Below are 26227 nucleotides of genomic sequence, written 5' to 3'. Positions count from 1 at the left end.
TTTAGGAGTGGACGCATGAGTGATTCCCCGCCTGAAAAGCATGGCCTGATCGAAAGACGCGTCGGGCCGCACGTCGCAACCGCCCTGTCGGATACGCGGGTCGTGCTGATCGCCGGCCCGCGCCAGGCGGGCAAGACGACGCTGGCCCGCCAGTTCTCGGGTGCCGACAGGCCGTATCTGACATTGGACGATGCCGCGACCCTGCAGGCGGCCCGTACCGATCCGGTCGGCTTCATCCGCGGGCTGAAACGGGCCGTCATCGACGAAGTGCAGCGCGCGCCGGAACTGATGCTGGCGATCAAGGAGAGCGTCGATACCGATCAGGAGCCAGGGCGCTTCCTGCTGACGGGATCGGCCAATCTCGCCACGGTTCCGGCCATCGCCGATTCCCTCGCGGGACGCATGGCGGTCATCCCGCTGCTGCCGTTTGCACAATGCGAACTGGCGGGAACGCCGGGCAATTTTCTCGACCGGCTGTTTGCCGGGGACGATCTGCAGCTGGCAGCCCGCCCGGTCACCGGACAGGCCCTGAGCGATATCGTGCTGCGCGGCGGCTACCCCGAGGTCGTGCGCCGGTCGTCGCCAGCGCGCCGCAAGGCCTGGCTGGAAGACTACGTTGCCCTCATTCTCGACCGCGACGTGCGGGACATTGCCAATATCGATCAGCTGGACCGCCTGCCGCGGCTGCTCGATGTGCTGGCCGAACATGCGGGCCAACTGACCAACCATTCCAGTTTCGGTGCGGCGCTCGGCCTTTCCAGCGTGACGGCGCAGAAATATGTCGCCATTCTCGAACGCCTGTTCCTGGTGCGCACCTTGCCGCCCTGGTCCACCAACCGCCTGACCCGGCTGATCAAGACGCCCAAGCTGCATTTTCTCGATACCGGTCTGCTCGGCGCCCTGCGCGACACCGATGCCGACGACGTGCTGAGCGACCGCACGCGGTTCGGCGCCATCCTGGAAAGCTTTGTCGTGTCGGAAATCTTCAAGCTGGCGGCCTGGTCGGAGCGCCGCCTGACCTTTTCGCATTACCGCACCAAGGATCAGGACGAGGTCGATCTGGTCATCGAGGACAGGCGTGGCCGGGTCATCGGCATCGAGGTCAAGGCGGCGGCCACCGTGCGCCAGCAGGATCTGCGCGGGCTGCGCCAGCTGCAGGAGGCGGTCGGCGACCGCTTCGTCCACGGCATCGTGCTGCACGATCACGACCGGATAACGCCCTTCGGTGAAAAGCTGCATGCAATGCCGCTGTCCAGCCTGTGGTTGAGTTAAGTCAGCGAGGGATGCTTGCGGGATGCGGCAAATGTTTCTATGAATGAGCGGGATAGCGGCAGCCGCTATCTGTCTCTTTTCCCATCCGAAACTTAGCTGGCATCAATAAAATATTGAAGCTGTTTCGCTCATGTCTGCGGAAATCATGGCCTAGCATCGCCGCGCCGGAAGACGCACTATCAGCCCCGCAGTGGAAGCACTGAGGAGAGGCTGGCTGTGGAGGAGCTGCGCCAGTTTTCTCTTGATTGAAGACGTTCGAAAACTCAAAACAGGCAGCCATGCGACTCGCCGATCCAAGGGGGTCACGCAGCAACCGGAGACTCGGCGAGAGCCAGGGGGAGGAATCATGCTCGAAAAGCTTTTCAAGCTACGAGAACACAACACATCCGCACGCATTGAAATGCTCGCGGGACTGACGACATTCCTGACGATGTCGTACATCATCTTCGTCAATCCGGAGATTTTGTCGTCGACGGGAATGGACCGCAATGCCATCTTTGTCGCCACCTGTATCGCCGCGGCGGTCGGTTCGCTGGTCATGGCGCTTGTCGCCAACTGGCCCATCGGCATGGCGCCGGGCATGGGTCTCAATGCCTTCTTCGCCTTCACAGTCGTGGCGGCGATGGGCTTCAGCTGGCAGCAGGCGCTGGGTGCCGTTTTCATTTCCGGATGTATTTTCATCCTGCTCACCGTTACGGGCGTGCGCAGCTGGCTTGTTGCCGGCATTCCCAAATCGCTGCGCAGTTCCATTGCGGCGGGCATCGGCCTCTTCCTTGCCTTCATCGCGCTGAAGAATTCCGGGATCATCGTCGCCAACCCCGCCACCTTCATCGGTCTGGGCCATCTCGGCAGCACGCCCGCCCTGTTCGCCATGCTGGGCTTTTTCATCATCGCGGCGCTCGATGCCCTGAAGGTGCGCGGTGCGATCCTCATCGGCATTCTCGTGGTCACCGTCCTGTCGATGGCCGTGGGCGCCAGCGAGTTCAAGGGCGTGTTTTCCGCCCCGCCGAGCCTCGCGCCGACATTCCTGCAGCTCGATATCATGGGCGCCCTGCATACGGGCCTGCTGCAGGTGATCCTGGTATTCGTGCTGGTCGAGGTGTTCGATGCCACGGGAACGCTGATCGGTGTGAGCAAGCGTGCCGGCCTGATCGAGGAGGGGAAACCCAACCGTCTCGGACGCGCCCTGTTTGCCGACAGCACCGCCATCGTTGCCGGTTCGCTGCTGGGCACCAGCAGCACCACCGCCTATGTCGAAAGCGCATCGGGCGTTCAGGCCGGCGGCCGGACCGGATTGACGGCGCTCACCATTGCCGTCCTGTTCCTGGCGGCCCTGTTCATCTCGCCGCTGGCCGGTTCCGTTCCGGGTTATGCCACGGCACCAGCCTTGCTCTACGTCGCCGGCCTGATGATGCGTGAACTCACCGACATCGAATGGGGTGATGTCACCGAGGCAACCCCAGCGGCACTGACCGCGCTGATGATCCCGTTCACCTACTCGATCGCCAACGGTCTTGCCTTCGGCTTCATCAGCTACGTCGTGATCAAGACGTTCACGGGCCGGGTCAAGGACGTGCATCTGGCAACCTGGCTCGTGGCGATCCTGTTTGTCGTCCGTTACACCCTGTTCCCTGTGTGAAAAAGCGGCCCGGATGCATGCCGCATCCGGGCCAGACTGTTTGCAGGCTTAAGCGAAGGACACGTCAATGACTGTGGAAAGACCAACGACCGCGACGATCGATGCGCTGCTCGACGCGATGGAGCATCACATCATTCCGATGACGGAAAAGGGTGTGGCGGCAGGCAACAAGATTTTCGGCGCCGCCTTGCTGCGCAAATCGGATCTGTCGCTCGTTCTGGCGGAGACGAACAACGAGACGGAAAACCCGCTCTGGCACGGCGAGGTGCATACGCTCAAGCGCTTCTACGAAGTGAACCCGGACAAGCGTCCGGACCCCAGGGATCTCATCTTCCTGTCGACGCACGAACCCTGCTCGATGTGCCTTTCGGCCATCACCTGGGCCGGCTTCGACAATTTCTACTATTTCTTCAGCCATGAGGATTCCCGCGATGCCTTCGCCATCCCGCATGACCTGAAGATTCTGAAGGAAGTCTTCACGCTGGAGCCCGGCGGTTACAACACTGAAAATGCGTTCTGGAAAAGCTTTGCCATCCACGCGCTGATCGCGGCGCTGCCGGAGCCGGACCGGGGCAGGCTGCATGCCCGTGCCGCCCGGATCGCCAAGAAATATGCGGATCTGTCGAACCAGTATCAGGCGGGCAAGGATCAGAATTCGATCCCGCTGAACTAGGGGGTCGACCCATCGACACATGGACGAGACGGGGTTTGCGCCCCGTCTCGTCCGTTTTGGCTAACCGCTGCCGAGAAGTGGCAGTGTCCGCAGCGATTTTGCCAGCCGGATCGCGCTCCACGGCATGTATTCGGCGATCGCCAGCCCGACAATATCGGCTTCGGCATTCACCGCCCGCAGAATTCCGGCCACTTCCTCGAAGCGCATCCGGCCTTTCGCGACGCCGTCAAAGGCATCCGGACTGGCAGCGGGGTCCTGCGAAAGAAGGAAATCGTAGAAAGCGGGATCGAGCACATCGAGGTCGAAATGCACCGCCACCTTCCTGGCGCCGGACGCGCGCAGCCAGGCGAGGACGGGCTCGGCCGAACCCGCCAGGTTTTCCGGGCTGAGCCGTGCCAGGCCGTGCTTCGGGATGAAATCGGTTTCGAACGGGGTGGTCTCGGTCAGGCCGACATAGAGGATCTGGCTGGCCTTCACCGGCTTGGGCACGGCGGCAACGAAATCCGGATCGCCCATGCCCATCAGCATGGCAAGGACATGCGCATGGGCGTTGCGGAACTGCTGCGGTCCCATCACGTCGGGGTGGGCATCCACCCAGAGAATCGCGAGATCGTCGCCGTATCTCGCATTGAGATAGGCAATCGGCGCGAGGTCGATGAGGCAGTCGCCCCCAAGGGTGACAATGGCCTCGGGATCGTGCCGGGCGATGGATGCGCTGGTTGCGGCGATGAGATCGAGCAGCGGCTGGCGGGAGACGATGCCCCGCTCGACCGGCCGCTGGGCGTCATCGGCTTCCGGCACGGCCACCGTCTCTTCCGGTCCCGGCGCCTGCGGCGCCAAGGCAGCGAGCACGCGGGCGCCGATTGCATAGTCGGGATGGTCGCCGCCCTGCCATTGCGGCAGGTTCAGGCGCAGAATTTTCATCGGATCGATGGTCATGGATTCACTCTTTCCTGTGGGAGACGAGCAGCCGGACGGGCTCCGGCCGCGCTGAAAGCAGGAAATAGGTGATTGAAATCGGAAACAAAATGCCGCATTGATGGCATCACTGTCCATAATCGTGGACAATCGTTCGCACGTGGAGAAACGCGGTGAATCAGCTGCTTGCGATGCGCGCCTTCGTACGGGTCGTTGAATTCGGTTCCTTCCGGGGCGCTGCCAACCAGCTGCTGCTGCCGCGCTCGACGGTGAGCAAGCTCGTGACCGATCTGGAAAAGCATCTCGGCACCCGGCTGATGCACAGGACCACCCGCCACGTCGCGGTGACACCGGAGGGCGAGGAATATTACCGCCATGCGGCCCGTCTGGTGGCGGAGATCGACGAGGCCGACGGAGCGGTGCGCGGCAGCAAGCTGACACCGCGAGGGCATCTGCGCATCGAATCCACCGCCACGTTCGCCCAGAATATCCTGATCCCGCACCTGCCGGATTTCCATGCGCAATACCCGCACATAACCATTGCCTTGGGCACAAGCAACCGAACGGCGAACATCGTCGGCGAGGGCGTGGACTGTGCGATCAGGGCCGGGGACATCGGCGACCTGTCCCTCGTGGCACGGCACCTGTTCGATGCCGGGTTCGTGACGTGCGCGTCGCCCGCCTATCTCGAACGCATGGGGACGCCTGCGGCCCCGCAGGAACTCGCGGGCCGCCACTGCAAGGTTGGCTTCTTCTCGCATGCGGATGGCAGGGCCAAGCCGATGCTGTTCGTGAAGCCCGGTGACAGGTACACCGTCAGCGAGCTGCAATTCTCCGCCAATGAGGACAATGGCCAGATCGCCATGATGCTGGCAGGGCTCGGTATCGGACAGAATCTCAGGCCGTTCGTCCAGCCTTACCTGGAGTCCGGGCAACTCGTTGAAATCCTCGGCGAATGGAGCCATCCGCCGCTGCCGTTCCATGTGGTGTATCCACCCGGCAGGCATCAGAGCGCCAGGCTGAAGGCCTTTATCCAGTGGCTTGTCGAGCGCTTCGGGAAAGCCGGCATGCCGCCGGCCACGCTCAGCGGACGATGAACGGTTCGGGGTAAAAATGTTCCTCGAGATTGTTACCGTCGCCGCCGCGATCCACGACGATAAAATCCGAGATACCGCCGAGGGGCGTGAGGATGCCATGCCAGATATTGCGATGGATGTTCACACCCTGTCCCGGCCCCGTCAGGAAGGCGATGGGATCGCCCGCCCCGCCGGGCAGGTCATGGGCGACCACGACCAGCAGGGGATGGGCGGACAGCGGCATGAAGGCCTGGCTGCCGAGCGGATGCCGCTCCACCATCGTCAGCGTCAGCGGCAAATCATAGGGCTTGCCGCGCAGGAGGCTGATCAGCACGCGCGGGTTTTCCCCGGTTGTCTCGACCTTCGCCAGGTCGTGATAGCGCATGCACATGCCGTGATTGATGGGAAAGCTGGATGATCCCTCCACCTCGATCACGTCGCCGAAGGGCTGGAACGCTTCACGGGTAAGGGGCTGTATCCGAATCTCGCGCATGGCTGTTGAACCTGACATGGTCATCCCTCAGTTTGGCAGCAGGCCCTGCAGGCGGAGAAACGCGATCCGCTCCACCTGCCGGCAGGCGGTGTTGAATTCGGTTTCCCGGTCGTTCTTGACGCGCGCCCGGAAGGCTTCAAGGATGCCATCCTTGCTGTGGTCCTTGACCGCGATGATGAAGGGGAAGCCGAAGGTTTCGACGTAGAGGCCGTTGAGCGCTTCGAACTGCGCGCGCTCCGCGTCGGTCAGGGCATCGAGACCGGCGGATGCCTGTTCCTGTGTGGAACTTTCCGTCAGCCGCTTGGCCTGCGCCAGTTTCCCCGCGAGATCCGGGTGGGCGGTAAGCACGGCAAGCCGTTCCTCCGCCGACGCGTCGCGGAAGACGGTGGTCAGCAGGGCATGAAGCCCCGCTGCCGTGTCGTGCCCATGGGAAAGCTCGCCGGCAAAGGCGCGCTGCGCGATCCATTCGGAATGTTCGAACACGCCGCCAAAGCGCGCCACGAATGCCGCTTCCGCCAGTCCCGACGGGCGCGGTTCGCCGGAGGGCTGCGGATGGGTTTCTGCCCAGTGCCGGGCAATGTCGATGCGCCGCGCCAGCCAGACATGGCTGTGGCTCTGCACATAGTCGATGAACCTTGCGACGGCGGCCGCGCGCCCCGGCCTGCCGGCAAGGCGGCAATGCAGGCCGATGCTCATCATCTTGGGAGAACCGGCCTCGCCTTCGGCGTAGAGCGTGTCGAAACTGTCCTTGAGGTAGGAGAAGAACTGCTCGCCGGAATTGAAGCCCTGCGGCGTGGCGAAGCGCATGTCATTGGCATCCAGCGTATAGGGGATGATCAGCTGCTGCCGGCCGGCGGCCTCGTGCCAGTAGGGCAGGTCGTCGGCATAGGAATCCGACACATAGTCGAAGCCGCCTTCCTCCGTTGCGAGGTCCACCGTGTTGACCGAGCAGCGGCCGGTGTACCAGCCCTTCGGCCGCTCGCCGGTGATATCCGCGTGGATGCGGATGGCCTCGCGCATGTGCTCGCGCTCCGCCTCCCTGGAATAATCCTTGTATTCGATCCACTTCAGCCCGTGCGAGGCGATCTCCCAGTCCGCATCCAGCATGGCGCGGACCTGTGCAGGCGAGCGCTGCAGGGCGGTTGCCACGCCATAGACGGTTACAGGCACCTTCCGGTCGGTGAACAGGCGGTGCAGGCGCCAGAAACCGGCCCGCGCGCCATATTCGTAGATCGATTCCATGTTCCAGTGCCGCTGGCCCGGCCAGGCCTGCGCGCCGATGATTTCCGAGAGAAAGGCTTCCGACGCGGCATCCCCGTGCAGGACGCAGTTCTCGCCGCCTTCCTCATAGTTCACAACGAACTGGACGGCGATTTTTGCGCCGGCCGGCCAATGGGCCTGCGGCGGGGTTTCTCCGTATCCATGCAAGTCTCTGGGGTATCTCATGGCAGCGATCCGTCCTCCACTCTGCTGGTCCGATCCCATGAATAATCAAATAAGCGGAGATGCATTCCCCCAGAAAATTTTGAAAGTCCTGCAAGGAAGCGCCGCCTACTGCACCGCCGCCGCGCCGGGCAAACTGGGCGATGCAAAAGTGGAAAATCCGCCTCGGGAGGGAGGAACGCTCATGAGTTCTCAGAACGAAACGACAGGCCGTCTGACGACGCATGTGCTGGATACCGCCAGCGGCAAGCCTGCCGCCAACCTGCGGGTCGATCTCCTGCGTCTTGACGGCGAGCAGTTCTCGGCACTGCGCAGCACGCGCACCAATGCGGACGGACGCTGCGATGCACCGCTTCTGGCCGGCGCGGAGATGCGTGCCGGCACCTACGAGCTGCGTTTTCATGTCGGCGCCTATCTCGGCGGGCAGACCGATGGCGCCGTGCCGTTCCTCGATGTGGTGCCGATCCGCTTCGGCATCGGTGACGAGGCCGCACACTACCACGTGCCGCTGCTCGTCGCGCCCTATGCCTATTCGACCTATCGCGGGAGCTGACCGGCCATGGATATCCAGACGCGCACCAGCCTCCGCTTCCTGCTCAATGACCGGCATGTCGAACTGACCGATGTGGCGGCAACCCAGACGCTACTCGATTTCCTGCGCCTCGATCGCCGGTTGCGGGGCACCAAGGAGGGCTGCGCCGAAGGCGATTGCGGCGCCTGCACTGTCCTGGTCGGCCGCCTGACCCATGGCCAGCTCACCTATGAATCGGTCAATGCCTGCATCCGTTTTGTCGGCTCGCTCGATGCCTGCCATATCGTCACGGTGGAGGCGCTTGCCGCAGCCGACGGTACGCTGCATCCGGTGCAGCAGGCGATGGTCGACACCCATGCTTCCCAGTGCGGCTTCTGCACACCCGGTTTCGTCATGTCGCTCTACGGCCTGTGGATGCACAATCCGAGCCCGGCGGTGCGGGACATTGAAAAAGCGCTGCAGGGCAATCTGTGCCGCTGCACCGGCTATGCCGCCATCATCCGCGCAGCGCAAAGCGTGTCGGCGCGCAATGCCGGCAATGATCCGCTTGTCGCCGAGCGCGCACGGGTCATCGAACAGCTGCAGGCATTGAAGGACGGCAGGCGCGTCGATATCGGCGAAGGCAAGCGGCGCTTTATCCTGCCCGCCGATGTGGATGATTTCGCCGCTGTTCTCGACGCCAATCCCGGCGCAACCATCGTTGCCGGTTCGACCGATGTCGGGCTGTGGGTGACGAAATTCATGCGGGAGATCGGCCCCGTCATCTTCACCTCGCATCTGGACGGGCTCCGCCGGATCACGGCCGACGAGGACGGGCTGACGCTCGGCGCCGGTGTGAGCTACACCGATGCCTATCCGGCCATCTCGGAACATTTCCCGCAATTGTCGGAGCTGTGGAACCGCATCGGCGGCGAGCAGGTGCGCAATATGGGCACGATCGGCGGCAACGTCGCCAATGGTTCGCCCATCGGCGATACGCCCCCGGCGCTGATTGCGCTTGGTGCAAGCGTGCGCCTGCGCAAGGGGCCGAACCGCCGGACCGTGCCGATGGAAAAATACTTCATCGACTATGGCAAACAGGACCGCGTGCCGGGAGAATTCGTCGAGGCGATCCACATTCCCGCGCTCAAGCCGGGCGAACTGTTCGCCGTCTACAAGATATCGAAACGGCTCGACGAGGACATTTCGTCGGTGTGCGGTGCGTTCAAGGTGCTGCTCGACACGGCTGGCAAGGTACAGGCTGCCACGATCGCCTTCGGCGGCATGGCAGGGACGCCAAAGCGCGCGGCCGCCGTCGAAGAGGTGCTGACGGGCTCCTCATGGGATGACGCGGCTATCGAGCGGGCGATGGCGGCCTTTGCAGCGGATTTCACGCCGCTGACCGACTGGCGCGCCTCGGCGGACTACCGCCTTTTGACCGCCAGGAACCTGCTGCGCCGCTTCCATCTGGAGACGACGGGCGAAGACAATATTCGGCTGAACCGTTATGCCGCGGTTGCGGGCTAGGAGGAGAGCATGAATTCGATCCAGCCGCTGGCCCGCATCAAGGGCGGGGTGCACGAACAGCAGCCGCATGAATCCGGCCACAAGCACGTTTCCGGTTCCGCCGAATATATCGATGACATGCCGGAACCGGCCGACACGCTGCATGCCTATCTCGGCCTGTCGCAGCGTGCGCACGCGGACATCGTGTCGATTGATTTCGAAGCGGTCAGGGCGTGTGCAGGCGTGATCGGCGTGCTGACGGTGGACGATATCCCCGGCCACAACGATGTGAGCCCGGCCGGCAAGCATGACGATCCGGTCTTTGCGGTGGGCAAGGTGGAGTTCCATGGCCAGCCCATGTTTGCCGTCATTGCCGAAACGCGGCAGATTGCCCGGAATGCGGCCGCGAAGGTCAAGGTGGAATATCGCGATCTCGATCACGCCATCGACGTGCTCGACGCTGAAAAAGCCGGTTATCCGCTGGTCATCGATCCGCTCAAGCTCGAGCGCGGAGATATCGCCGAGGGGCTTGCCAAGGCAACGAACCGGCTGAGCGGTGAAATGCGCATCGGCGGGCAGGATCATTTCTATCTCGAAGGCCACATCGCCTTTGCCATGCCGGGCGAGGACGACGAGGTGACGGTGTATTCCTCGACCCAGCACCCGAGCGAGACCCAGCACATGGTCGGCCACGTTCTCGGCGTGCCCGCCAATGCGGTCACGGTCAATGTGCGGCGCATGGGCGGCGGCTTCGGCGGCAAGGAAACGCAGGCCAATTTGTTCGCCGCCGTCGCAGCGGTTGCGGCGAAGAAATACAAGCGGGCGGTTAAAATCAGGCCGGATCGCGATGACGACATGGTTGCCACAGGCAAACGCCACGATTTCCACGTGGCCTATGAACTGGGTTTTGACGATGACGGCCGTATCGAAGCGGTGGATGCGACGTTTTCGGCGCGCTGCGGCTTCTCCGCTGATCTCTCAGGACCGGTCACCGACCGGGCGCTGTTTCACGCCGACAATTGCTATTTCTATCCGAATGTCCGCCTGCGTTCGCGGCCGCTCAAGACCAATACGGTGTCCAACACGGCGTTTCGCGGCTTCGGCGGCCCGCAGGGCATGGTTGGCGGCGAGCGGATGATCGAGGATATCGCCTATGCGCTGGGGAAGGACCCGCTGGAGATCCGCAAGGCCAACTTCTACGGCGACGCCGGCAGGAACGTCACGCCCTACCATCAGACCGTCGAAGACAATATCATTCCGCAGATCGTCGCCGAACTGGAGGTGTCGTCGGACTACGCGGCAAGGCGTGAAGCGGTTCTTGCGTTCAACCGCGACAGCCGGATCATCAAGCGCGGCATCGCGCTGACGCCGGTCAAGTTCGGCATCTCCTTCACCAAGACCGAATACAACCAGGCGGGTGCGCTGGTACATGTCTACAGCGACGGTTCGATCCATCTGAACCATGGCGGCACGGAAATGGGGCAGGGGCTCTACACGAAGGTGGCGCAGGTGGTGGCCGACGAGTTCCAGGTCGATCTCGACCGCGTCAAGGTGACCGCGACGACCACGGCGAAGGTGCCCAACACATCGGCGACGGCAGCATCGTCCGGGTCCGATCTCAACGGCATGGCCGCGGCCAATGCGGCGCAGCAGATCAAGGCGCGGCTGGTGGATTTTGCCGCCGAACATTATGCGGTCGCAAAGAGCGAAGTCTTTTTCGAACCCAACGCGGTCCGCGTCGGCAATCGCCTTATCCCGTTTCCCGATTTCATCCGCACGGCCTATGGCGCGCGCGTGCAGCTGTCGGCTGCGGGTTTCTACAAGACCCCGAAAATCCACTGGAACCGCGCGGAAGGCAGAGGCCGGCCGTTCTATTACTTCGCCTATGGCGCTTCGGTCTCGGAGGTCAGCATCGATACGTTGACCGGCGAATATCAGGTCGACCGGACGGATGTGCTGCATGATGTCGGAAAATCGCTCAATCCGGCGCTCGATCTCGGGCAGGTTGAGGGCGCCTTCGTGCAGGGCATGGGGTGGCTGACCACCGAGGAGCTCTGGTGGGACGCCAAGGGACGCTTGCGCACCCATGCGCCCTCCACCTACAAGATCCCGCTCGCCTCGGACCGTCCGCGCCAGTTCAATGTGGAACTGGCCACTTGGTCCGTCAATCGCGAAGAGACGATCCGCCGTTCCAAGGCGGTCGGCGAGCCACCGTTCATGCTGGCCATCTCCGTGCTCGAGGCAATCTCCATGGCAGTCGCCAGCGTTGCCGACTACCGGGTCGCACCGCGCCTCGATGCCCCGGCGACACCGGAACGCGTGCTGATGGCGGTCGAACGGCTGCGCGCTGCGCGAAACGGGAAGTGAGCGTCCCATGCCGTCGAACCGCGATGATATCAGGGATTTTCTCAACCGGCGCAAACATGTGGTGCTGGTCGAGGTGAAATCCGCCAGCGGCTCGACACCGCGCGAAGCGGGCGCCTGGATGCTGGTTGCGGTCGATTGCATTTTTGGAACCATCGGCGGCGGCCAGCTCGAATTCATGGCCATCGACCACGCGCGGCGGCTGCTGAGCGAAGGCGGGGCGGATGCGGACGATATTTCCGTTCCGCTCGGACCGGAGATCGGACAATGCTGCGGCGGGCGGGTTGCCCTTGGCTTCAAGCGGGTGGACAGGCCCCTGCGCTCGGCGCTGGTGGAAAAGGTCGACTTGGAAATCGCCCAGCGCCCGCATGTCTACATCTTCGGGGCGGGGCATGTCGGCGACGCGCTGGCCATGGCCCTGTCGCTGGTGCCGCTGCGCATCGTTCTCGTCGACACGCGCGAGATCGAATTGTCTGCCACGCGGGTCCCCGGCATCGAAACCTGCCTGACGGCGATGCCGGAAGTGGTGGTGCGCGATGCGCCGGCGGGCAGCGCCTTCGTTGTCCTCACCCATGACCATGCGCTGGATTTTCTCATCACAGCCGAAGCCCTGGCACGGGGCGACGCCGCCTATGTCGGCATGATCGGTTCGAAGACCAAGAAGGCGACGTTCCGCAGCTGGCTGGAGCGGGAAGTCGGCCGCCCGGACATTTTTGACGGGCTTGTCTGCCCGGTGGGGGGAACCGCGGTCAAGGACAAGCGCCCGTGCGTCATTGCGGCGCTGGCGGCGGCCGAAATCATGACCTCAGCCCTCAACCACCGGATCGGCGAGGAGCGCCTGCCCAGGCAGAAGGCGCGCCTGCACGCCTGATGCCTATTCGAGCATGGCGCTGATCAGCCGCTGGCAGCGCTCGGTCATGAAATCGATCATCAGCCGCACCTTCGGGTCCTGGAACCGCTTGTGCGGATAGATCGCTGCAAGCTGGATGCTGACCGGTGGCGTATTCTCAAGGATCGGCTGCAATGTCCCGTCATTGATGTGGTTTTTGACCTCGAACAGCGGCTTGTTGATGATGCCGCGGCCATCGAGCGCCCAGCGGGTCAAAACATCCCCGTCATCGGAATCATAGGGGCCGCTGACCTCCAGCTTGCGCGGGCCTTCCGGCGTCTGCAGCGTCCAGTAATATTCCTTGGAGCCGGGATAGCGCAGAAGCAGGCAATCGTGATGCCCGGTTATGAGCTCGTCCGGGCTGGCCGGGATGCCGCGCTTGGCAAGATAGTCCGGCGAGGCGCAGATCACCCGCTCGCAGTTCATGATGCCGCGCATGCGCAGGTTGGAGTCTTCGAGAATGCCGAGCTTGAAGGCGACGTCGACGCCCTCGCTCATGATGTCGATATTGTGGTCCGACAATCGCAGCCGCACCTCGATATCCGGATATTTGTCGTGGAATTCCGGCACGCCCGAGGCAATCAGCCGACGGCCGATGCCGAGCGGCGCGGTGATGCGGATGGCGCCCTTCGGCTTTTGCGACAGGTCGGCAATCGCCGCTTCCGCCTCGTTGATCGCTTCGATGATCTTGACCGCCCCTTCATAGAAGACACGGCCATGCTCGGTCGGCGTCAGCTTGCGCGTGGTGCGGTTGAAAAGGCGCACGCCGAGATAGCGCTCCAGCTCCTTGATGCGGTTGCTGGCGACAGCCGGGGACGCCCGCTGGTCCCGGCCGGCGGCAGAAAGGTTTCCCAGTTCGACGACGCGAACGAAAACACGAAGATTATCGAAATATGACATGGTTCCCACCCCTGTCTTACACCGTTCCATGATGTAGCATTTTATAGTTTTTTTTGAAAGAGATGGGCGATTTATGGCGTTTTCCTGCGGCTCAGGCTTTGGCACATACTCTTTCGCATAAAAGGGAGAGCCGCATGTATGAATATGCCATAGCCTGGGAATGGCTGAATTTTGCCGTCCGCTGGTTGCACGTGATCACCGGCATTGCGTGGATCGGCTCGTCATTCTATTTCGTGGCGCTGGATCTTGGCCTGCGGCAGCGTCCGGACCTTCCGGTCGGCGCCCATGGCGAGGAATGGCAGGTGCATGGCGGCGGTTTCTATCACATCCAGAAATATCTGGTCGCTCCGGCGCAGATGCCCGAACATCTCACCTGGTTCAAATGGGAATCCTATGCGACGTGGCTGTCCGGCTTCGCCATGCTGTGCATCGTCTATTATGCCGGCGCCGACCTCTACCTGATCGATCCGCATGTGCTTGATGTCTCGCGCCCGGTGGCCATCGCGATCTCGCTGGCTTCGATCTTCGGCGGCTGGGTGGTCTATGACACGATCTGCAAGTCGCCGCTGGGCCGCAACGATACGCGGCTGATGGTGCTGCTCTATTTCATTCTGGTGGGCATGGCCTGGGGCTATACCCAGCTGTTCACCGGCCGTGCCGCCTTCCTGCATCTGGGTGCCTTCACGGCGACGATCATGTCGGCAAACGTGTTCATGATCATCATTCCGAACCAGAAGAAGGTGGTTGCGGACCTCATTGCCGGCAAGACGCCGGATCCGAAGCTGGGCAAGCAGGCCAAGCAGCGCTCCACCCACAACAACTACCTGACGCTGCCGGTGCTGTTCCTGATGCTGTCGAACCATTATCCGCTGGCATTCGGCACCCAGTACAACTGGATCATCGCATCGCTGGTCTTCCTGATGGGCGTCACCATCCGCCACTGGTTCAACACGCGCCATGCCCGCAAGGGCGATCCGACCTGGACCTGGCTTGTCACCGCCATCCTGTTCATCGTCATCATGTGGCTGTCGACGGTGCCGAAAATCCTGTCGGGAGGCCCGGCCGCCGACAAGGTATCGGCCGTGCAGCAGCCCTTCATCGCCTCGGCGGAATTTCCCAAGGTGCGCGATACGGTCCTCGGCCGCTGCTCCATGTGCCATGCGAAGGAGCCGGGCTGGGAAGGGCTTATCGCCCCGCCCAAGGGCGTCATGCTGGAAACCGATGGCCAGATCGCCGCGCATGCCCGCGAGATTTATCTCCAGGCCGGGCGCTCGCACGCCATGCCACCGGCCAACGTGACCGCCATCTCCAACGAGGAGCGGCAATTGCTGGCCAAGTGGTATGAGAACACAGTCAAGGGAGGAACAATCCAATGAGCCAACTGCTGCTGCGCGGCCGGGTGCTGACCTTTACCGATGCGCCGAAGGCCATCGATGACACCGCGTCCTATTCCTATTTCGAAGACGGTGCCGTTCTCATCGAAAACGGCAGGGTTGCCCGCGTGGGTGACCATGCAACGCTTGCGCCTCTGGCCGGGCCGCAGGCGGAGATCGTCGATCACCGCCCGCATCTGATCCTGCCGGGCTTCATCGACACGCATCTGCACTTCCCGCAGACGCAGGCCATCGCCTCCTACGGGGCGCAGCTGCTGGAATGGCTCAATACCTACATCTTCGTCGAGGAGCAGAAGTTCGCGTCCTCCGCCCATGCCGATTTCATCGCCGGGCGCTTCATGGACGAACTTCTGCGCAACGGCACCACCTCGGCGGTTGCCTATTGCTCGGTGCATCCGGAAAGCGTCGACGCCTATTTCGCGGCAGCGGAAAAGCGCAACATGCTGATGATCGGCGGCAAGGTCATGATGGACCGCAATGCGCCGGAAGGGCTGCGCGACACGGCGCAGTCCGGTTACGACGAGACCAAGGCGCTGATCGCGAAATGGCACGGCCGCGGCCGGGCGCACTATGCCATCAGCCCGCGCTTTGCCATCACCTCGACGCCCGAGCAGATGGAGATGAGCCGGGTTCTCGTGCGTGAACATCCCGAATGCTACGTGCAGACGCACCTGTCGGAAAACCGCGACGAGGTTGCCTATGCCACGTCGCTTTACCCCGCCGCCAAGGATTATACCGACATCTATGCCGGCTATGACCTCCTGGGCAAAAAGATGCTGCTCGGGCACTGCATCTATCTCTCCGACCGGGAAATTGCGGCGCTGGCCGAAACCGGGTCCGTGGCGGTCTTCTGCCCGACCTCCAATCTGTTCCTCGGCAGCGGCCTGTTCGACCGCGACCGGTTCCAGACGCTGGGCGCGCGGTTTTCGGTGGCGACGGATGTCGGCGGCGGCACCAGCTTCTCCATGCTGGAGACGATGGCCGAAGCTTATAAGGTGCTGCATGTGCAGGGCCAGCGCCTCTCGCCCTTCGCGTCCTACTACATGATGACGCTCGGCAATGCGCGGGCGCTCGGCCTTGAAGACCGGATCGGATCGCTGCATGCGGGCGCCGATGCCGATATCACGGTACTCGACAGCCGCGCCAAGCCGGCGATGGAATTGCGCATGCGCACGGCAACCACGCTCGCCGAAGAGCTGTTCATCCTGCAGACCATGGGGGATGACCGTTCGGTGGCCGAAGTCTATGTGGCGGGCAAGCCGATGAAGAGCAGGCTCGACAAACATCCGGCGGCGGGGCCGGCCCGGTCGGCGGCCGATCTGCAGATCGCCTGAGGATGACGAAAAAGGGGCCGTCGGCCCCTTTTGCTTTTCCCGCTAGAGTTCGTGCGGTTTGCGGCCACCCATGGCCTGCGTCAGTTCATCGGCGGTCCGGCGGATGACCGGTCCAAACACATCCAGCTTGTTCTTGGGCAGGCGCACGGCCGGGCCTGAAATCGAAATCCCGGCGATGGCCTCGCCGTGTTCATTGAAAACGGGTGCTGCAATGCAGCGCATGCCGAGCGTGTGCTCCTCATCGTCGATCGACCAGCCGCGTGCGCGGATCTGCTGAATGTCCTTCAAGAGGGCGGGCAGCGTATCGAGCGTGCGGTCGGTGAAATGCGCCAGCGTCTTGCCGCTGAGCATCTGGCCGATATCGGTGTCCGACCAGGTCGACAGGATCGCCTTGCCGATGCCCGATGCATGGATGGGGCCGCGCCGTCCCGGCCGGAAGAAGGCGCGCATCGGCGCATGGCTCTCGATCTGGGAGATGAACACCACATCGCCCTCATCCTCGATGGCGACATTGGCGGTCTCGCCGCACGCGTCCATCAGCTTTTTCAGGAATGGCCGGCTGATGCTGCCGAGCTTGCGGTAGCGCAGGAAGGCGTTGCCGATTTCAAAGGCGCGCACGCCGACCGTCCATTCGCCGGATTCCGGGTCATGCGCGAGCATGCCGTGATTGGCAAGCGACGTCAGCAGCCGGTGAACGGTCGATGGCGCCATGCCCGTGTGGTCGGCGAGGTCCGTCAGCGTCGATCCGTCATTGTCGGCGACGATGCTGAGCAGATGGAGGCTGCGGTCAAGCACCTGAACCGAGGAAGGCACGGCATTCTCCCCCGCCTTGCGTCCCCGCCTGCCTTTTGCTGCTGTTGACTGTAAGGCCATGCTGCCGTCTTTCCCCTTGCATTACGATGCATTGGCATAATCCGGCGCGGTTGATTTTACCAGTTTTATTGAAAATCTTTATTTCCATATAATGAGAATGATTTCCAGAAATTCATTGTGCGATTTATGAAACGGATTATGATCCCACTAAATCTGGAGGAATGATCATGACCAAAATGCGTGCTGTCGATGCTGCGGTTCTTATCCTGGAAAAGGAGGGGATCGATTGCGCTTTCGGTGTGCCGGGCGCGGCCATCAACCCGTTCTATTCGGCGCTGCGCGCCCGCGGTTCGGTTCGCCATATCCTGGCGCGCCACGTGGAAGGCGCTTCGCACATGGCGGAGGGCTATACCCGCGCCAATCACGGCAATATCGGCGTGTGCATCGGCACATCGGGCCCGGCCGGCACCGATATGATCACCGGTCTTTACTCGGCCTCGGCCGATTCCATCCCCATTCTGTGCATCACCGGGCAGGCGCCGCGCGCCCGTCTCGACAAGGAGGATTTTCAGGCCGTCGATATCGCTTCCATCGCCAAGCCGGTGACCAAATGGGCGGTGACCGTGATGGAACCCGGCCTGGTGCCCTACGTCTTCCAGAAGGCCTTTCACATCATGCGCTCGGGCCGTCCGGGGCCGGTGCTGATCGACCTGCCGCTGGATGTGCAGCTGGCGGAAATCGAATTCGACGCCGACACCTATGAACCGCTCGAGCCGTACAAGCCCACCGCAACGCGCGCGCAGGTGGAAAAGGCGCTTGTTATGCTCAATGCGGCGGAACGCCCGCTGATCGTGGCGGGCGGCGGCATCATCAATGCCGATGCTTCCGATCTCCTGGTTGAATTTGCCGAAATCACCGGCGTTCCCGTCATCCCGACATTGATGGGCTGGGGAACGATCCCGGACGATCACCGGCTGATGGCGGGCATGTGCGGCCTGCAGACCTCGCACCGCTACGGCAATGCCACGCTGCTGGCATCGGACTTCGTGCTGGGGATCGGCAACCGCTGGGCCAACCGGCATACGGGCAATGTCGCGACCTATACGGAAGGGCGCACATTCGTGCATGTCGACATCGAGCCGACCCAGATCGGCCGCGTCTTCGCACCGGATTTCGGCATTGTCTCCGATGCGGGCAAGGCGCTGAAGCTGTTCCTCGACGTGGCCACCGAATGGAAGGCCGCGGGCAAACTGCGCGACTGGTCGGCATGGGCGCGGGAATGCCAGGAGCGCAAGCGCACCCTGCTGCGCAAGACGCATTTCGACCAGACGCCGCTGAAGCCGCAGCGCGTCTATGAGGAGATGAACAAGGCGTTCGGCCGCGATACCTGCTATGTCACGACCATCGGCCTCAGCCAGATCGCCGGGGCGCAGTTCCTGCATGTCTACCGCCCGCGCAACTGGATCAATTGCGGTCAGGCCGGTCCTCTTGGCTGGACCTTGCCCGCCGCCCTCGGCGTGCGTGCCGCCGATCCGCACCGGCCGATCGTGGCGCTCTCCGGCGACTATGATTTCCAGTTCATGATCGAGGAACTGGCCGTCGGCGCCCAGCACAAGCTGCCCTATCTGCACGTGGTCGTGAACAATTCCTATCTCGGGCTGATCCGTCAGGCGCAGCGCGGTTTCAACATGGATTTCGAAGTGTCGCTTGCTTTCGACAACATCAATGCGTCTGATGATGCGGAGAAAGGCTACGGCGTCGACCACGTGGCGGTGGCCGAGGGTCTCGGCTGCAAGGCCATCCGCGTGCGCAGCCCCAACCAGTTTGCCGACGCCTTTGCGCAGGCGCAGGCGCTGATGGACGAACACCAGGTGCCGGTGGTCATCGAGTTCATCCTCGAGCGGGTGACCAATATCTCCATGGGCGCCGACATCAATGCGGTGGTCGAGTTCGAGGAGCTGGCCGAACAGAAACAGGATGCGCCGACCGCCGTCGCGGCATTCCTTGACTGACATTCACTGACTTTCCGGAGGTCTCATGCCCAAATTTGCAGCCAATCTGACGATGCTCTTCAACGAGGTTCCGTTTCTCGACCGCTTTGCACTGGCCAGCCAGGCGGGTTTCGATGCGGTGGAATATCTCTTCCCCTATGAATTCGATGCGGCCGTTCTCAAACAGAAACTCGGGCAGCACCGGCTGGTGCAGGTGCTGCACAATCTTCCGGCCGGCAATTGGGCGGGCGGCGAGCGCGGCATAGCGGTGCTGCCGGACCGGATCGATGAGTTCCGGCGCGGCGTTGCCACGGCCATCGACTATGCCACCGAGCTGGGGTGCAGGCAGATCAACTGCCTTGCCGGCATCGCGCCGGTCGGGCTGGCGGCCGATGTGCTGCGCACGACATTCGTGCACAATCTGCGCCTGGCGGCGCAGGAGCTCGCCAGGCACCAGATCCGCCTGCTGATCGAGCCGATCAATGCCTACGATATTCCCGGTTTCTACCTGAATACCGTCGAACAGGCGGCATCGATCATCGACGAGGTCGGCAGCGACAATCTCTTCATCCAGTACGATCTCTATCACCAGCAGCGCACGCGCGGCGAACTGGTGGCGACCTACCAGCGCCACAAGGACCGGATTGCCCATATCCAGCTGGCCGACAATCCCGGCCGGAATGAGCCGGGCATGGGCGAGATCAACTATCCCTTCGTGTTCGAGGCACTGGACGAGGCCGGTTACACCGGCTGGATCGGCTGCGAATACAAACCAAAGACTGAAACGCAACGCGGACTGGGCTGGCTGAAGGACTTTTCCGACGCGCAGAAATCCGCCGACATCTTGAGAATGAGGAGCTGAGGACATGGCTGACATAGGTTTCATCGGACTGGGCATCATGGGCACGCCCATGGCACGTCACCTGCAGGATGCGGGGCATAACGTCTACACCTCGAAATTCTTCATCGAGCCGCGCCCGGAACTGGTCGAGAACGGCCTGAAGATCGTTGAAAGCCCCAAGGCTCTCGCCGAAAAGACGGATATCATCATCCTGATGCTGCCGGATACGCCCGAGGTCAAGGACGTGCTCTTTGGCGAAAACGGCGTGGTCTTCGGCTTGAAGCCGGGCAAGCTCGTTATCGACATGAGCTCGATCTCGCCGATTGAAACGAAGGAATTCGCCAAAAGGGTTCGCGAGACGGGCAGCGAATATATCGATGCGCCGGTGTCCGGCGGCGAGGTGGGCGCCAGGAACGCCACGCTCAGCATCATGGCGGGCGGCGAGCAAAGCGCCTTCGACCGGGCCCTGCCGCTGTTCAAGCTGATGGGCAAGAACATCACGCTCGTCGGCGATTGCGGCGACGGCCAGGTGACCAAGGTTGCCAACCAGATCATCGTTGCCCTGACCATCGAAGCCATTTCGGAAGCGCTGGTGCTGGCGTCGAAGGCCGGTGCCGATCCGGCGCGGGTGCGCGAGGCCCTGATGGGCGGCTTTGCCTCCTCGCGCATTCTCGAACTGCATGGCGAGCGGATGATCAAGCGGACATTCGAACCGGGTTTCCGCATTTCGCTGCACCAGAAGGATCTCAACCTTGCCTTGCAGAGCGCCAAGACGCTGGGCGTCTCGCTGCCCAACACGGCATCGACGCAGGAACTGTTCAACAGCTGTGCTGCGAACGGCGACAGCGGTCTCGACCACTCCGGACTGGTCAAGGCGCTGGAGCGCATCGCCAACCACGCGGTCGCCTGAGTTCGACAGACAAGGCCATGGGGGCGGACAATAATGACATTGAAGACCGCCCCCAGGGCATTGCTGGCATCCCTGTTTGACGCCGCCGTGGCGGCGGCGCAGGCCGAACGCACCGTTGCCGCCAACCTGCCGGACCGCCCGAAAGGGCGCACCATCGTCATCGGTGCGGGCAAAGGCTCGGCGCAGATGGCGCGCGCTTTCGAACAGGCCTGGGATGGCCCGCTGCAAGGGGTTGTCGTCACCCGCTACGGTTTCGGCGTGCCATGCGAGCGGATCGAGATCATCGAGGCGGCACATCCGGTGCCCGATGCGGCGGGTCTGAGGGCCACGGCACGACTGTTTGACGCGGTTGCTGGCCTGACGGAGGACGATCTTGTGGTGGCGCTGATATCCGGCGGCGGTTCCGCGCTGTTGCCGGCACCGCCGGAAGGCATGACACTCGATGACGAGATTGCGGTCAACAGGGCATTGCTGGCATCCGGCGCACCCATCGCCGCGATGAACACGGTGCGCAAGCACCTTTCAACCGTCAAAGGCGGGCGGCTGGCCGCCGCCGCCTTTCCGGCGCGGGTCGTCACGCTCGTGATATCCGATATTCCGGGCGACAACCCGGCTCTGGTTGCGTCGGGTCCGACCGTCCCGGATGAAGCATCGCTCGACGATGCACGGGCGATCGTGCGCCAGTACAATCTTGCATTGCCGCCGGCGGCCTTGCGGCATCTGTCGCTGGATGCGGCCCGCGCGCCCAGCCCCGGCGATCCCGGTTTTGCCCGCAACACGGTCCGCATCATCGCTTCGGCGGCGGTCTCGCTCGACGCGGCCGCAGCGGAGGCGCGGCGCCAGGGCGTCGACGCCGTCATCCTGTCCGATGCCATCGAGGGGGAGGCGCGGGAGGTGGCGCATGTGCATGCGGCGCTTGCCCGCGAAGTTTTGACCAGAAACCGGCCGTTCACGGCGCCGGTGGTTCTCCTGTCCGGGGGAGAAACCACGGTCACCGTGCGCGGGAAGGGCAAGGGCGGGCGCAACACGGAGTTTCTTCTGTCTTTTGCGCTTGGCATTGCCGGGGCCGGGGGCATTTCGGCGCTGGCCGCCGATACGGACGGCATCGATGGTTCGGAGGACAATGCCGGGGCTTTTGCCGACGGCAGCACCGCCGCGCGGCTGGCGGGTCTTGGGAGGGACGCGCGCAGCCTGTTGAATGCCAATGATGCGTGGTCGGCGTTCGATGCTCTCGGTGATCTGTTTGTGCCGGGCCCGACGGGCACCAATGTCAATGATTTCCGGGCCATTTATATCGATGGCGGCAGCTAGGGTCCTGACCCTAGTTCCTTTCGCGTTGGCTGCCCGAATAGGAGCGGACGGGAATGCCAAGGACATGGATCAGCGGATCGATGCCGAGGTCGGCCAATTGATCCAGCGGCAGGGTGTTGAGTTCGGCAATGGTGCGGCGCGCATTGCGCCAGGCAATATAGTTGCGGTAAATGTTCATTTTCATACCTCGTCTTTGTTCGTCAAATAGATCTGTGAACACGACGGAGTATGCGCGGTCCGGTCAAAAACCGGTATCCCGTTTGGCCGAAGAGATTGCCTGATCCTCCGAGAGTGCGGCCGGCCGGCGGTTATTCTCCCGCGTCGCCGCCCATCCGGTCGATGTCGCGGCGCAGGATGATCGATGTGGTGACGTCATCCACTTCTTCCAGCAGCGCCACCGTGTTGCGGATCGTGTTGAGATGGTTCATCGACGGCACCTCGACCTCGACAATCAGGTCGAGCTGCCCGCTGACCGAGGAAACGCGCCGGACTTCCGGACGGGCCGCAAGCTGGTCCAGCACGCCGAGCGCCGGGGTGCGCACCAGGCTGATCAGCAGGAAGGCACAGATCACCCCCTCGTTCAGCTGTCCGATATCGGCCCGGTAACCGCGGATCACCCCCGACCGTTCGAGAAAAAGAATGCGCTCGCTGGTTGCGCTGCGCGACAGACCGATCTTGCCGGCGAGCGTCTTCAGCGGAATCTTGGCATCGCGCGACAGGATGCTCAGAATGTTCCGGTCCTTTTCATCGAGTTCCTTCATTGCCCTCTTCTCTTCCCCCGACCAAATGCCGGTTCAGGCCGTCCTTCTGACGGTCAAACCGGCGGATTAACGGATGCCCCATTTTGAGGCCCGTGCCAAGCTCTGGCGAAAAGGAGTTGATGCATGATCAATCTGTCCCATCCGGCACCGGCATTTTCGAATGCGGAAGCCCTCGCCATCGCCAAGGAGCATTTTGGCGTCGAGGGCCGGATCAGTTCGCTCGCCAGTGAACGCGACCAGAATTTCCGGATCGATGCATCGGATGGCTCCATCTGGATTCTCAAAGCCGTCAATTCCAGCGAGCCGAAGGACCAGAGCGATTTCCAGACGGCGCTGCTGCATCATCTGGAAGCAAACGCCTCCGATCTGCCGGTGCCAAGACTGCGCCGGTCGCGCGGCGGGCAGGTGCTGGTGCAGGTTCAATCCCAGGCCGGCGAACAGCATTGCATCCGCATGGTGTCGTGGCAGGACGGCGATCCCCTGGCCGAACGCGAACGCACGCCGGCGGTCCTGCAAAGCCTCGGCGGGATGCTTGGACGGCTGGACAGGGCCATGCAGGGCTTCATGCATCCCGGCGCGCTCAGGACATTCGACTGGGACATGCGGGCAGCGGGCCTGTCGCGCCAGCGCCTGAAATATATCGACAATGCCGAGGATCGTGCGCTGCTCGGCCGCTTCCTCGACCGGTTCGAGGCGCGGGTGGCGCCGCGCCTGCCTCGCTTACGCGCCGCCGTCATCCACAATGACGCCAATGACTGGAATGTGCTGGTCGATCCGGACAATCCGGGAAAAATTGCCGGCCTGATCGATTTCGGCGATGCGCTGCACAGCGTGCTGATCGCGGAAGTGGCGGTGGCCTGCGCCTATTCCATTCTCGATCTCGACGATCCCATCGGCGCGGCAGTCGCCATCGTTGCGGGTTTCCATGCGGAATATCCCCTGCAGGAACAGGAGCTGGACCTGCTGTTCGACCTGATCGCCATGCGGCTCGTCACCAGCGTCACGCTGTCGGCGCAGCGCAAGGACAAGACGGATGACAATCCCTATCTTGCCATCAGCGAGGCCCCCGCATGGGCATTGCTGCGGCGCCTCGATGCGATCAATCCGGGCTTTGCCACGGCGATTTTCCGCCATGCCTGCGGATATGATGCGTCTGCGGGTGCCAAGGCGGTTGCCGGTTGGATCAAGCGCAACAACCGGACCTTTGCTCCCGTTCTCACGCAGCATCCGGCCACCGCGGCCAAGGCGCTGGTTCCCTATGGCGATCCCGAAAATGCCATGACCGTCTGGTCCGCGGCGCAGCAGCCGGACAAGGCAACCGCATGGTGGGATGCCTATTGCGCGGAAAACGGTGTTGCGCTTGGCATCGGGCCGTGGGGCGAGGAACGCTCCGTCTATACCGGTGTGATGTTCGAATCGCGTTTCATTGCCGGCGAGCGGCGCACCCGGCATCTCGGCCTTGACCTCTTCATGGCTGCAGGCACGAAGCTGTTCACCCCCATCGCGGCAACTGTCGCGGAAGTCGTCATCGAGCCCGATCCGCTGGGTTATGGCTGCCTGGTCAAACTCGAACATGCGCCGGACGGCTGCCCGCCCTTTGCAACGCTGTGGGGGCATCTTGCGCATGAGGCCCTGACGCGGCTGCGTCCGGGCGACGTGCTTCAAGCGGGCGATCTCGTCGGCCAAATGGGCGCGCCCGCGGAAAATGGCGGCTGGGCACCGCATCTGCACCTGCAATTGTCGGTGGATTCATCCCTGTCGGCAACCGCCATCCTCGGTGTCGGCGAAGCGCGCTATCTCCCGGTCTGGGGTGAACTCTTCCCGGACCCGGCCAATTTCATCGGCCTGCCGCGCGAGACATTCCAGCAGACGGGGCGCAGCAGGGAGGCCATTGTTGCCGCGCGCCGCACATCGCTCCTGCCCAATCTGTCGATCTCCTATGCGGAGCCGATCAAGTTCGTGCGCGGCGAGGGTGTCTGGCTGATCGACGATCGCGGCCGGGCCTATCTCGACTGTTTCAACAATGTCTGTCATCTCGGCCATGCCCATCCGGATGTGGTGAGGGCCCTGTCATGGCAGGCGGGCCTGCTCAACACCAACACGCGCTATCTGCACGACAATATCGTCACCTATGCGGAGCGGCTGACCGCGACACTGCCCGGTGATCTCGCGGTCGCGACCTTCGCCTGTTCTGGCAGCGAGGCCAACAGCCTGATGCTGCGGATGATGCGGGCGCACACGGGCCGCGAGGAGGCGATTGTTCTCGATTGGGCCTATCACGGCACGACGCAGGAACTGATCGAGCTCAGCCCCTACAAATACAAGCGTCGAGGCGGAAAAGGCCGCAAGCCGCATGTCTATGAGGCCGCCATTCCCGATCCCTACCGCGCGCCCTCCGGCTGGCCGCAGGCGGAGATTGCCAGCCGCTATGCGGAAAGCGTTGCCGAACAGATCGAACAGATGCGCCGGGCAGGCAAAGCGCCGGGCCTGTTCCTTGCCGAGTCCATTCCCAGCGTTGCCGGTCAGGTTTTCCTGCCGGATGGTTACCTCAAAGAGGTCTACGCGATGGTGCGTGCCGCCGGCGGTATCTGCGCGGCGGATGAAGTGCAGGTCGGTTTCGGCCGCGTCGGCAGCCATTGGTGGGCGTTCGAGACGCAAGGCGTCGTGCCCGACATCGTCACCATGGGCAAGCCCATCGGCAACGGCCATCCCATGGCGGCGGTGGTAACGACGCGCGAGATCGCCGCCTCGTTCAACAACGGCATGGAATATTTCAACACATTCGGCGGCAACCCGGTGTCCTGTGCCGTTGGCCTTGCGGTGCTCGACGTGATCGAGCGCGACAATCTGCGGCAGAATGCGCTGGACACAGGCAATTACCTGCTGCAGCGCTTCGAGGAGATGAAGGCCCGTCATGCCATCATCGGCGATGTGCGCGGACAGGGGCTGTTTCTCGGCGTCGAGCTCGTCACGGACCGCAAGAGCAAGGAGCCTGCCACGCAGATTGCCCGCGCCATCAACAATGGTGCGAGAGAGCGCGGTGTCCTGATGGGAACGGAGGGACCGCACGACAACATCCTGAAGCTGCGCCCGCCGATGATTTTCAGCCGGGCGAATGCGGATTATCTGATCGACGTGTTGGAGGACACGTTCACGGCCGTCCTGGCGAACCAGTGATCCAAACACCG

General features: G+C 62.9%; 22 protein-coding genes. 15 read left to right on the top strand and 7 right to left on the bottom strand.

The window, feature by feature from the left end; translation table 11 throughout:
• The first annotated feature begins 15 nt into the window (after window positions 1-15).
• The 3 genes from AC1Q5O_RS18915 to AC1Q5O_RS18905 all read left to right on the top strand — a co-directional run bounded on the left by AC1Q5O_RS18915 (window position 16) and on the right by AC1Q5O_RS18905 (window position 3584).
• The gene (locus tag AC1Q5O_RS18915) at window positions 16-1272 is read left to right on the top strand and encodes an ATP-binding protein (protein WP_492565091.1); all 1257 of its coding nucleotides are present in this window, start codon (window positions 16-18) and stop codon (window positions 1270-1272) included.
• A gap of 346 nt (window positions 1273-1618) precedes the next feature.
• Window positions 1619-2911 (top strand): NCS2 family permease, encoded by a 1293-nt coding sequence (locus tag AC1Q5O_RS18910; protein ID WP_223615447.1) that lies wholly within the window; start codon window positions 1619-1621, stop codon window positions 2909-2911.
• A 67-nt stretch (window positions 2912-2978) separates the two neighbouring features.
• Window positions 2979-3584, top strand: coding sequence for a deaminase (locus AC1Q5O_RS18905; protein WP_492565088.1), 606 nt, complete (start codon window positions 2979-2981; stop codon window positions 3582-3584).
• Window positions 3585-3644: 60 nt separating this feature from the next.
• On the opposite strand, the gene AC1Q5O_RS18900 is transcribed toward AC1Q5O_RS18905, so the two are convergent.
• Window positions 3645-4523 carry an arginase family protein gene (locus AC1Q5O_RS18900; protein WP_492565086.1) on the bottom strand — a complete coding sequence of 293 codons (879 nt, stop codon included), beginning with the start codon at window positions 4521-4523 and terminating at the stop codon, window positions 3645-3647.
• A 152-nt stretch (window positions 4524-4675) separates the two neighbouring features.
• On the opposite strand from AC1Q5O_RS18900, the gene AC1Q5O_RS18895 reads away from it, so the two are divergent.
• A complete protein-coding gene (locus AC1Q5O_RS18895) occupies window positions 4676-5599 on the top strand; it encodes a LysR family transcriptional regulator (RefSeq protein WP_492565085.1) in 924 nt (307 codons plus the stop codon).
• Here AC1Q5O_RS18895 and AC1Q5O_RS18890 read toward each other — a convergent pair.
• Both AC1Q5O_RS18890 and puuE read right to left on the bottom strand, forming a co-directional pair.
• On the bottom strand, window positions 5586-6071 hold the full coding sequence (locus AC1Q5O_RS18890; protein WP_464664458.1) for an ureidoglycolate lyase: 486 nt from the start codon (window positions 6069-6071) through the stop codon (window positions 5586-5588). The two genes, AC1Q5O_RS18895 and AC1Q5O_RS18890, sit on opposite strands and share 14 nt — an antisense overlap.
• A 27-nt stretch (window positions 6072-6098) precedes the next feature.
• Window positions 6099-7517 carry an allantoinase PuuE gene (gene puuE, locus AC1Q5O_RS18885; RefSeq protein WP_492565084.1) on the bottom strand — a complete coding sequence of 473 codons (1419 nt, stop codon included), beginning with the start codon at window positions 7515-7517 and terminating at the stop codon, window positions 6099-6101.
• A 181-nt stretch (window positions 7518-7698) separates the two neighbouring features.
• On the opposite strand from puuE, the gene uraH reads away from it, so the two are divergent.
• From uraH to xdhC, 4 genes are read left to right on the top strand one after another with little or no spacing between them, the layout of a single operon-like run.
• Window positions 7699-8067, top strand: a complete 369-nt coding sequence (uraH, locus tag AC1Q5O_RS18880) for a hydroxyisourate hydrolase (RefSeq protein ID WP_105735171.1) — start codon at window positions 7699-7701, stop codon at window positions 8065-8067.
• Between the two features lie 6 nt (window positions 8068-8073).
• Window positions 8074-9552, top strand: coding sequence for a xanthine dehydrogenase small subunit (gene xdhA, locus AC1Q5O_RS18875; RefSeq protein ID WP_492565081.1), 1479 nt, complete (start codon window positions 8074-8076; stop codon window positions 9550-9552).
• Window positions 9553-9561: 9 nt separating this feature from the next.
• Window positions 9562-11898 carry a xanthine dehydrogenase molybdopterin binding subunit gene (gene xdhB / locus AC1Q5O_RS18870; protein ID WP_492565079.1) on the top strand — a complete coding sequence of 779 codons (2337 nt, stop codon included), beginning with the start codon at window positions 9562-9564 and terminating at the stop codon, window positions 11896-11898.
• Window positions 11899-11905: 7 nt separating this feature from the next.
• The gene (gene xdhC / locus AC1Q5O_RS18865) at window positions 11906-12766 is read left to right on the top strand and encodes a xanthine dehydrogenase accessory protein XdhC (protein WP_492565077.1); all 861 of its coding nucleotides are present in this window, start codon (window positions 11906-11908) and stop codon (window positions 12764-12766) included.
• A 3-nt stretch (window positions 12767-12769) separates the two neighbouring features.
• Here xdhC and AC1Q5O_RS18860 read toward each other — a convergent pair whose 3' ends face one another.
• The gene (locus AC1Q5O_RS18860; RefSeq protein ID WP_105735167.1) at window positions 12770-13684 is read right to left on the bottom strand and encodes a LysR family transcriptional regulator; all 915 of its coding nucleotides are present in this window, start codon (window positions 13682-13684) and stop codon (window positions 12770-12772) included.
• A 134-nt stretch (window positions 13685-13818) separates the two neighbouring features.
• On the opposite strand from AC1Q5O_RS18860, the gene AC1Q5O_RS18855 reads away from it, so the two are divergent.
• On the top strand, window positions 13819-15060 hold the full coding sequence (locus AC1Q5O_RS18855; protein WP_223615437.1) for a urate hydroxylase PuuD: 1242 nt from the start codon (window positions 13819-13821) through the stop codon (window positions 15058-15060).
• On the top strand, window positions 15057-16412 hold the full coding sequence (guaD, locus tag AC1Q5O_RS18850) for a guanine deaminase (RefSeq protein WP_492565076.1): 1356 nt from the start codon (window positions 15057-15059) through the stop codon (window positions 16410-16412). The genes AC1Q5O_RS18855 and guaD overlap by 4 nt, the downstream gene beginning before the upstream one ends.
• A gap of 42 nt (window positions 16413-16454) precedes the next feature.
• On the opposite strand, the gene AC1Q5O_RS18845 is transcribed toward guaD, so the two are convergent.
• The gene (locus AC1Q5O_RS18845; RefSeq protein WP_464664403.1) at window positions 16455-17285 is read right to left on the bottom strand and encodes an IclR family transcriptional regulator; all 831 of its coding nucleotides are present in this window, start codon (window positions 17283-17285) and stop codon (window positions 16455-16457) included.
• Between the two features lie 167 nt (window positions 17286-17452).
• Here AC1Q5O_RS18845 and gcl point away from each other — a divergent pair, with 167 nt between their 5' ends.
• Genes gcl through AC1Q5O_RS18825 form a run of 4 tightly spaced genes read left to right on the top strand, consistent with a single transcriptional unit; the run spans window position 17453 to window position 22278 of the window.
• Complete coding sequence (gcl, locus tag AC1Q5O_RS18840) at window positions 17453-19237, top strand: glyoxylate carboligase (RefSeq protein ID WP_492565073.1); 1785 nt, start codon at window positions 17453-17455, stop codon at window positions 19235-19237.
• 25 nt (window positions 19238-19262) lie between these two features.
• On the top strand, window positions 19263-20078 hold the full coding sequence (gene otnI, locus AC1Q5O_RS18835) for a 2-oxo-tetronate isomerase (protein ID WP_492565071.1): 816 nt from the start codon (window positions 19263-19265) through the stop codon (window positions 20076-20078).
• Between the two features lie 4 nt (window positions 20079-20082).
• Complete coding sequence (locus AC1Q5O_RS18830) at window positions 20083-20967, top strand: 2-hydroxy-3-oxopropionate reductase (protein WP_492565069.1); 885 nt, start codon at window positions 20083-20085, stop codon at window positions 20965-20967.
• A gap of 33 nt (window positions 20968-21000) precedes the next feature.
• Window positions 21001-22278, top strand: a complete 1278-nt coding sequence (locus AC1Q5O_RS18825; RefSeq protein ID WP_492565067.1) for a glycerate kinase type-2 family protein — start codon at window positions 21001-21003, stop codon at window positions 22276-22278.
• Window positions 22279-22288: 10 nt separating this feature from the next.
• Here AC1Q5O_RS18825 and AC1Q5O_RS18820 read toward each other — a convergent pair whose 3' ends face one another.
• Together AC1Q5O_RS18820 and AC1Q5O_RS18815 are read right to left on the bottom strand one after the other, a co-directional pair.
• The gene (locus tag AC1Q5O_RS18820; protein ID WP_464664400.1) at window positions 22289-22456 is read right to left on the bottom strand and encodes a DUF1127 domain-containing protein; all 168 of its coding nucleotides are present in this window, start codon (window positions 22454-22456) and stop codon (window positions 22289-22291) included.
• 130 nt (window positions 22457-22586) lie between these two features.
• On the bottom strand, window positions 22587-23039 hold the full coding sequence (locus tag AC1Q5O_RS18815) for an Lrp/AsnC family transcriptional regulator (RefSeq protein WP_223615429.1): 453 nt from the start codon (window positions 23037-23039) through the stop codon (window positions 22587-22589).
• 123 nt (window positions 23040-23162) lie between these two features.
• Between AC1Q5O_RS18815 and AC1Q5O_RS18810 the strand changes: the two genes are divergently transcribed.
• Entirely contained in the window at window positions 23163-26216 is a 3054-nt protein-coding gene (locus AC1Q5O_RS18810) for an aminotransferase class III-fold pyridoxal phosphate-dependent enzyme (protein WP_492565065.1), read from the top strand.
• The last annotated feature ends 11 nt before the right edge of the window (window positions 26217-26227 follow it).

The sequence above is a fragment of the Phyllobacterium sp. MT110 genome (assembly GCF_058792715.1).
The sequence above is the reverse complement of the archived record's forward strand: the minus strand, read 5'-3'. Positions and strand labels throughout refer to the sequence as shown.

What these genes read in the sequence shown, in the direction of transcription:
- AC1Q5O_RS18915 (WP_492565091.1), top strand. Translation starts at nt 16, where the DNA reads ATGAGTGATTCCCCGCCTGAAAAGCATGGCCTGATCGAAAGACGCGTC.
- AC1Q5O_RS18910 (WP_223615447.1), top strand. Translation starts at nt 1,619, where the DNA reads ATGCTCGAAAAGCTTTTCAAGCTACGAGAACACAACACATCCGCACGC.
- AC1Q5O_RS18905 (WP_492565088.1), top strand. Translation starts at nt 2,979, where the DNA reads ATGACTGTGGAAAGACCAACGACCGCGACGATCGATGCGCTGCTCGAC.
- AC1Q5O_RS18900 (WP_492565086.1), bottom strand. Translation starts at nt 4,523, where the DNA reads ATGACCATCGATCCGATGAAAATTCTGCGCCTGAACCTGCCGCAATGG.
- AC1Q5O_RS18890 (WP_464664458.1), bottom strand. Translation starts at nt 6,071, where the DNA reads ATGCGCGAGATTCGGATACAGCCCCTTACCCGTGAAGCGTTCCAGCCC.
- puuE (WP_492565084.1), bottom strand. Translation starts at nt 7,517, where the DNA reads ATGAGATACCCCAGAGACTTGCATGGATACGGAGAAACCCCGCCGCAG.
- uraH (WP_105735171.1), top strand. Translation starts at nt 7,699, where the DNA reads ATGAGTTCTCAGAACGAAACGACAGGCCGTCTGACGACGCATGTGCTG.
- xdhA (WP_492565081.1), top strand. Translation starts at nt 8,074, where the DNA reads ATGGATATCCAGACGCGCACCAGCCTCCGCTTCCTGCTCAATGACCGG.
- xdhB (WP_492565079.1), top strand. Translation starts at nt 9,562, where the DNA reads ATGAATTCGATCCAGCCGCTGGCCCGCATCAAGGGCGGGGTGCACGAA.
- xdhC (WP_492565077.1), top strand. Translation starts at nt 11,906, where the DNA reads ATGCCGTCGAACCGCGATGATATCAGGGATTTTCTCAACCGGCGCAAA.
- AC1Q5O_RS18860 (WP_105735167.1), bottom strand. Translation starts at nt 13,684, where the DNA reads ATGTCATATTTCGATAATCTTCGTGTTTTCGTTCGCGTCGTCGAACTG.
- AC1Q5O_RS18855 (WP_223615437.1), top strand. Translation starts at nt 13,819, where the DNA reads ATGTATGAATATGCCATAGCCTGGGAATGGCTGAATTTTGCCGTCCGC.
- guaD (WP_492565076.1), top strand. Translation starts at nt 15,057, where the DNA reads ATGAGCCAACTGCTGCTGCGCGGCCGGGTGCTGACCTTTACCGATGCG.
- AC1Q5O_RS18845 (WP_464664403.1), bottom strand. Translation starts at nt 17,285, where the DNA reads ATGGCCTTACAGTCAACAGCAGCAAAAGGCAGGCGGGGACGCAAGGCG.
- gcl (WP_492565073.1), top strand. Translation starts at nt 17,453, where the DNA reads ATGACCAAAATGCGTGCTGTCGATGCTGCGGTTCTTATCCTGGAAAAG.
- otnI (WP_492565071.1), top strand. Translation starts at nt 19,263, where the DNA reads ATGCCCAAATTTGCAGCCAATCTGACGATGCTCTTCAACGAGGTTCCG.
- AC1Q5O_RS18830 (WP_492565069.1), top strand. Translation starts at nt 20,083, where the DNA reads ATGGCTGACATAGGTTTCATCGGACTGGGCATCATGGGCACGCCCATG.
- AC1Q5O_RS18825 (WP_492565067.1), top strand. Translation starts at nt 21,001, where the DNA reads ATGACATTGAAGACCGCCCCCAGGGCATTGCTGGCATCCCTGTTTGAC.
- AC1Q5O_RS18820 (WP_464664400.1), bottom strand. Translation starts at nt 22,456, where the DNA reads ATGAACATTTACCGCAACTATATTGCCTGGCGCAATGCGCGCCGCACC.
- AC1Q5O_RS18815 (WP_223615429.1), bottom strand. Translation starts at nt 23,039, where the DNA reads ATGAAGGAACTCGATGAAAAGGACCGGAACATTCTGAGCATCCTGTCG.
- AC1Q5O_RS18810 (WP_492565065.1), top strand. Translation starts at nt 23,163, where the DNA reads ATGATCAATCTGTCCCATCCGGCACCGGCATTTTCGAATGCGGAAGCC.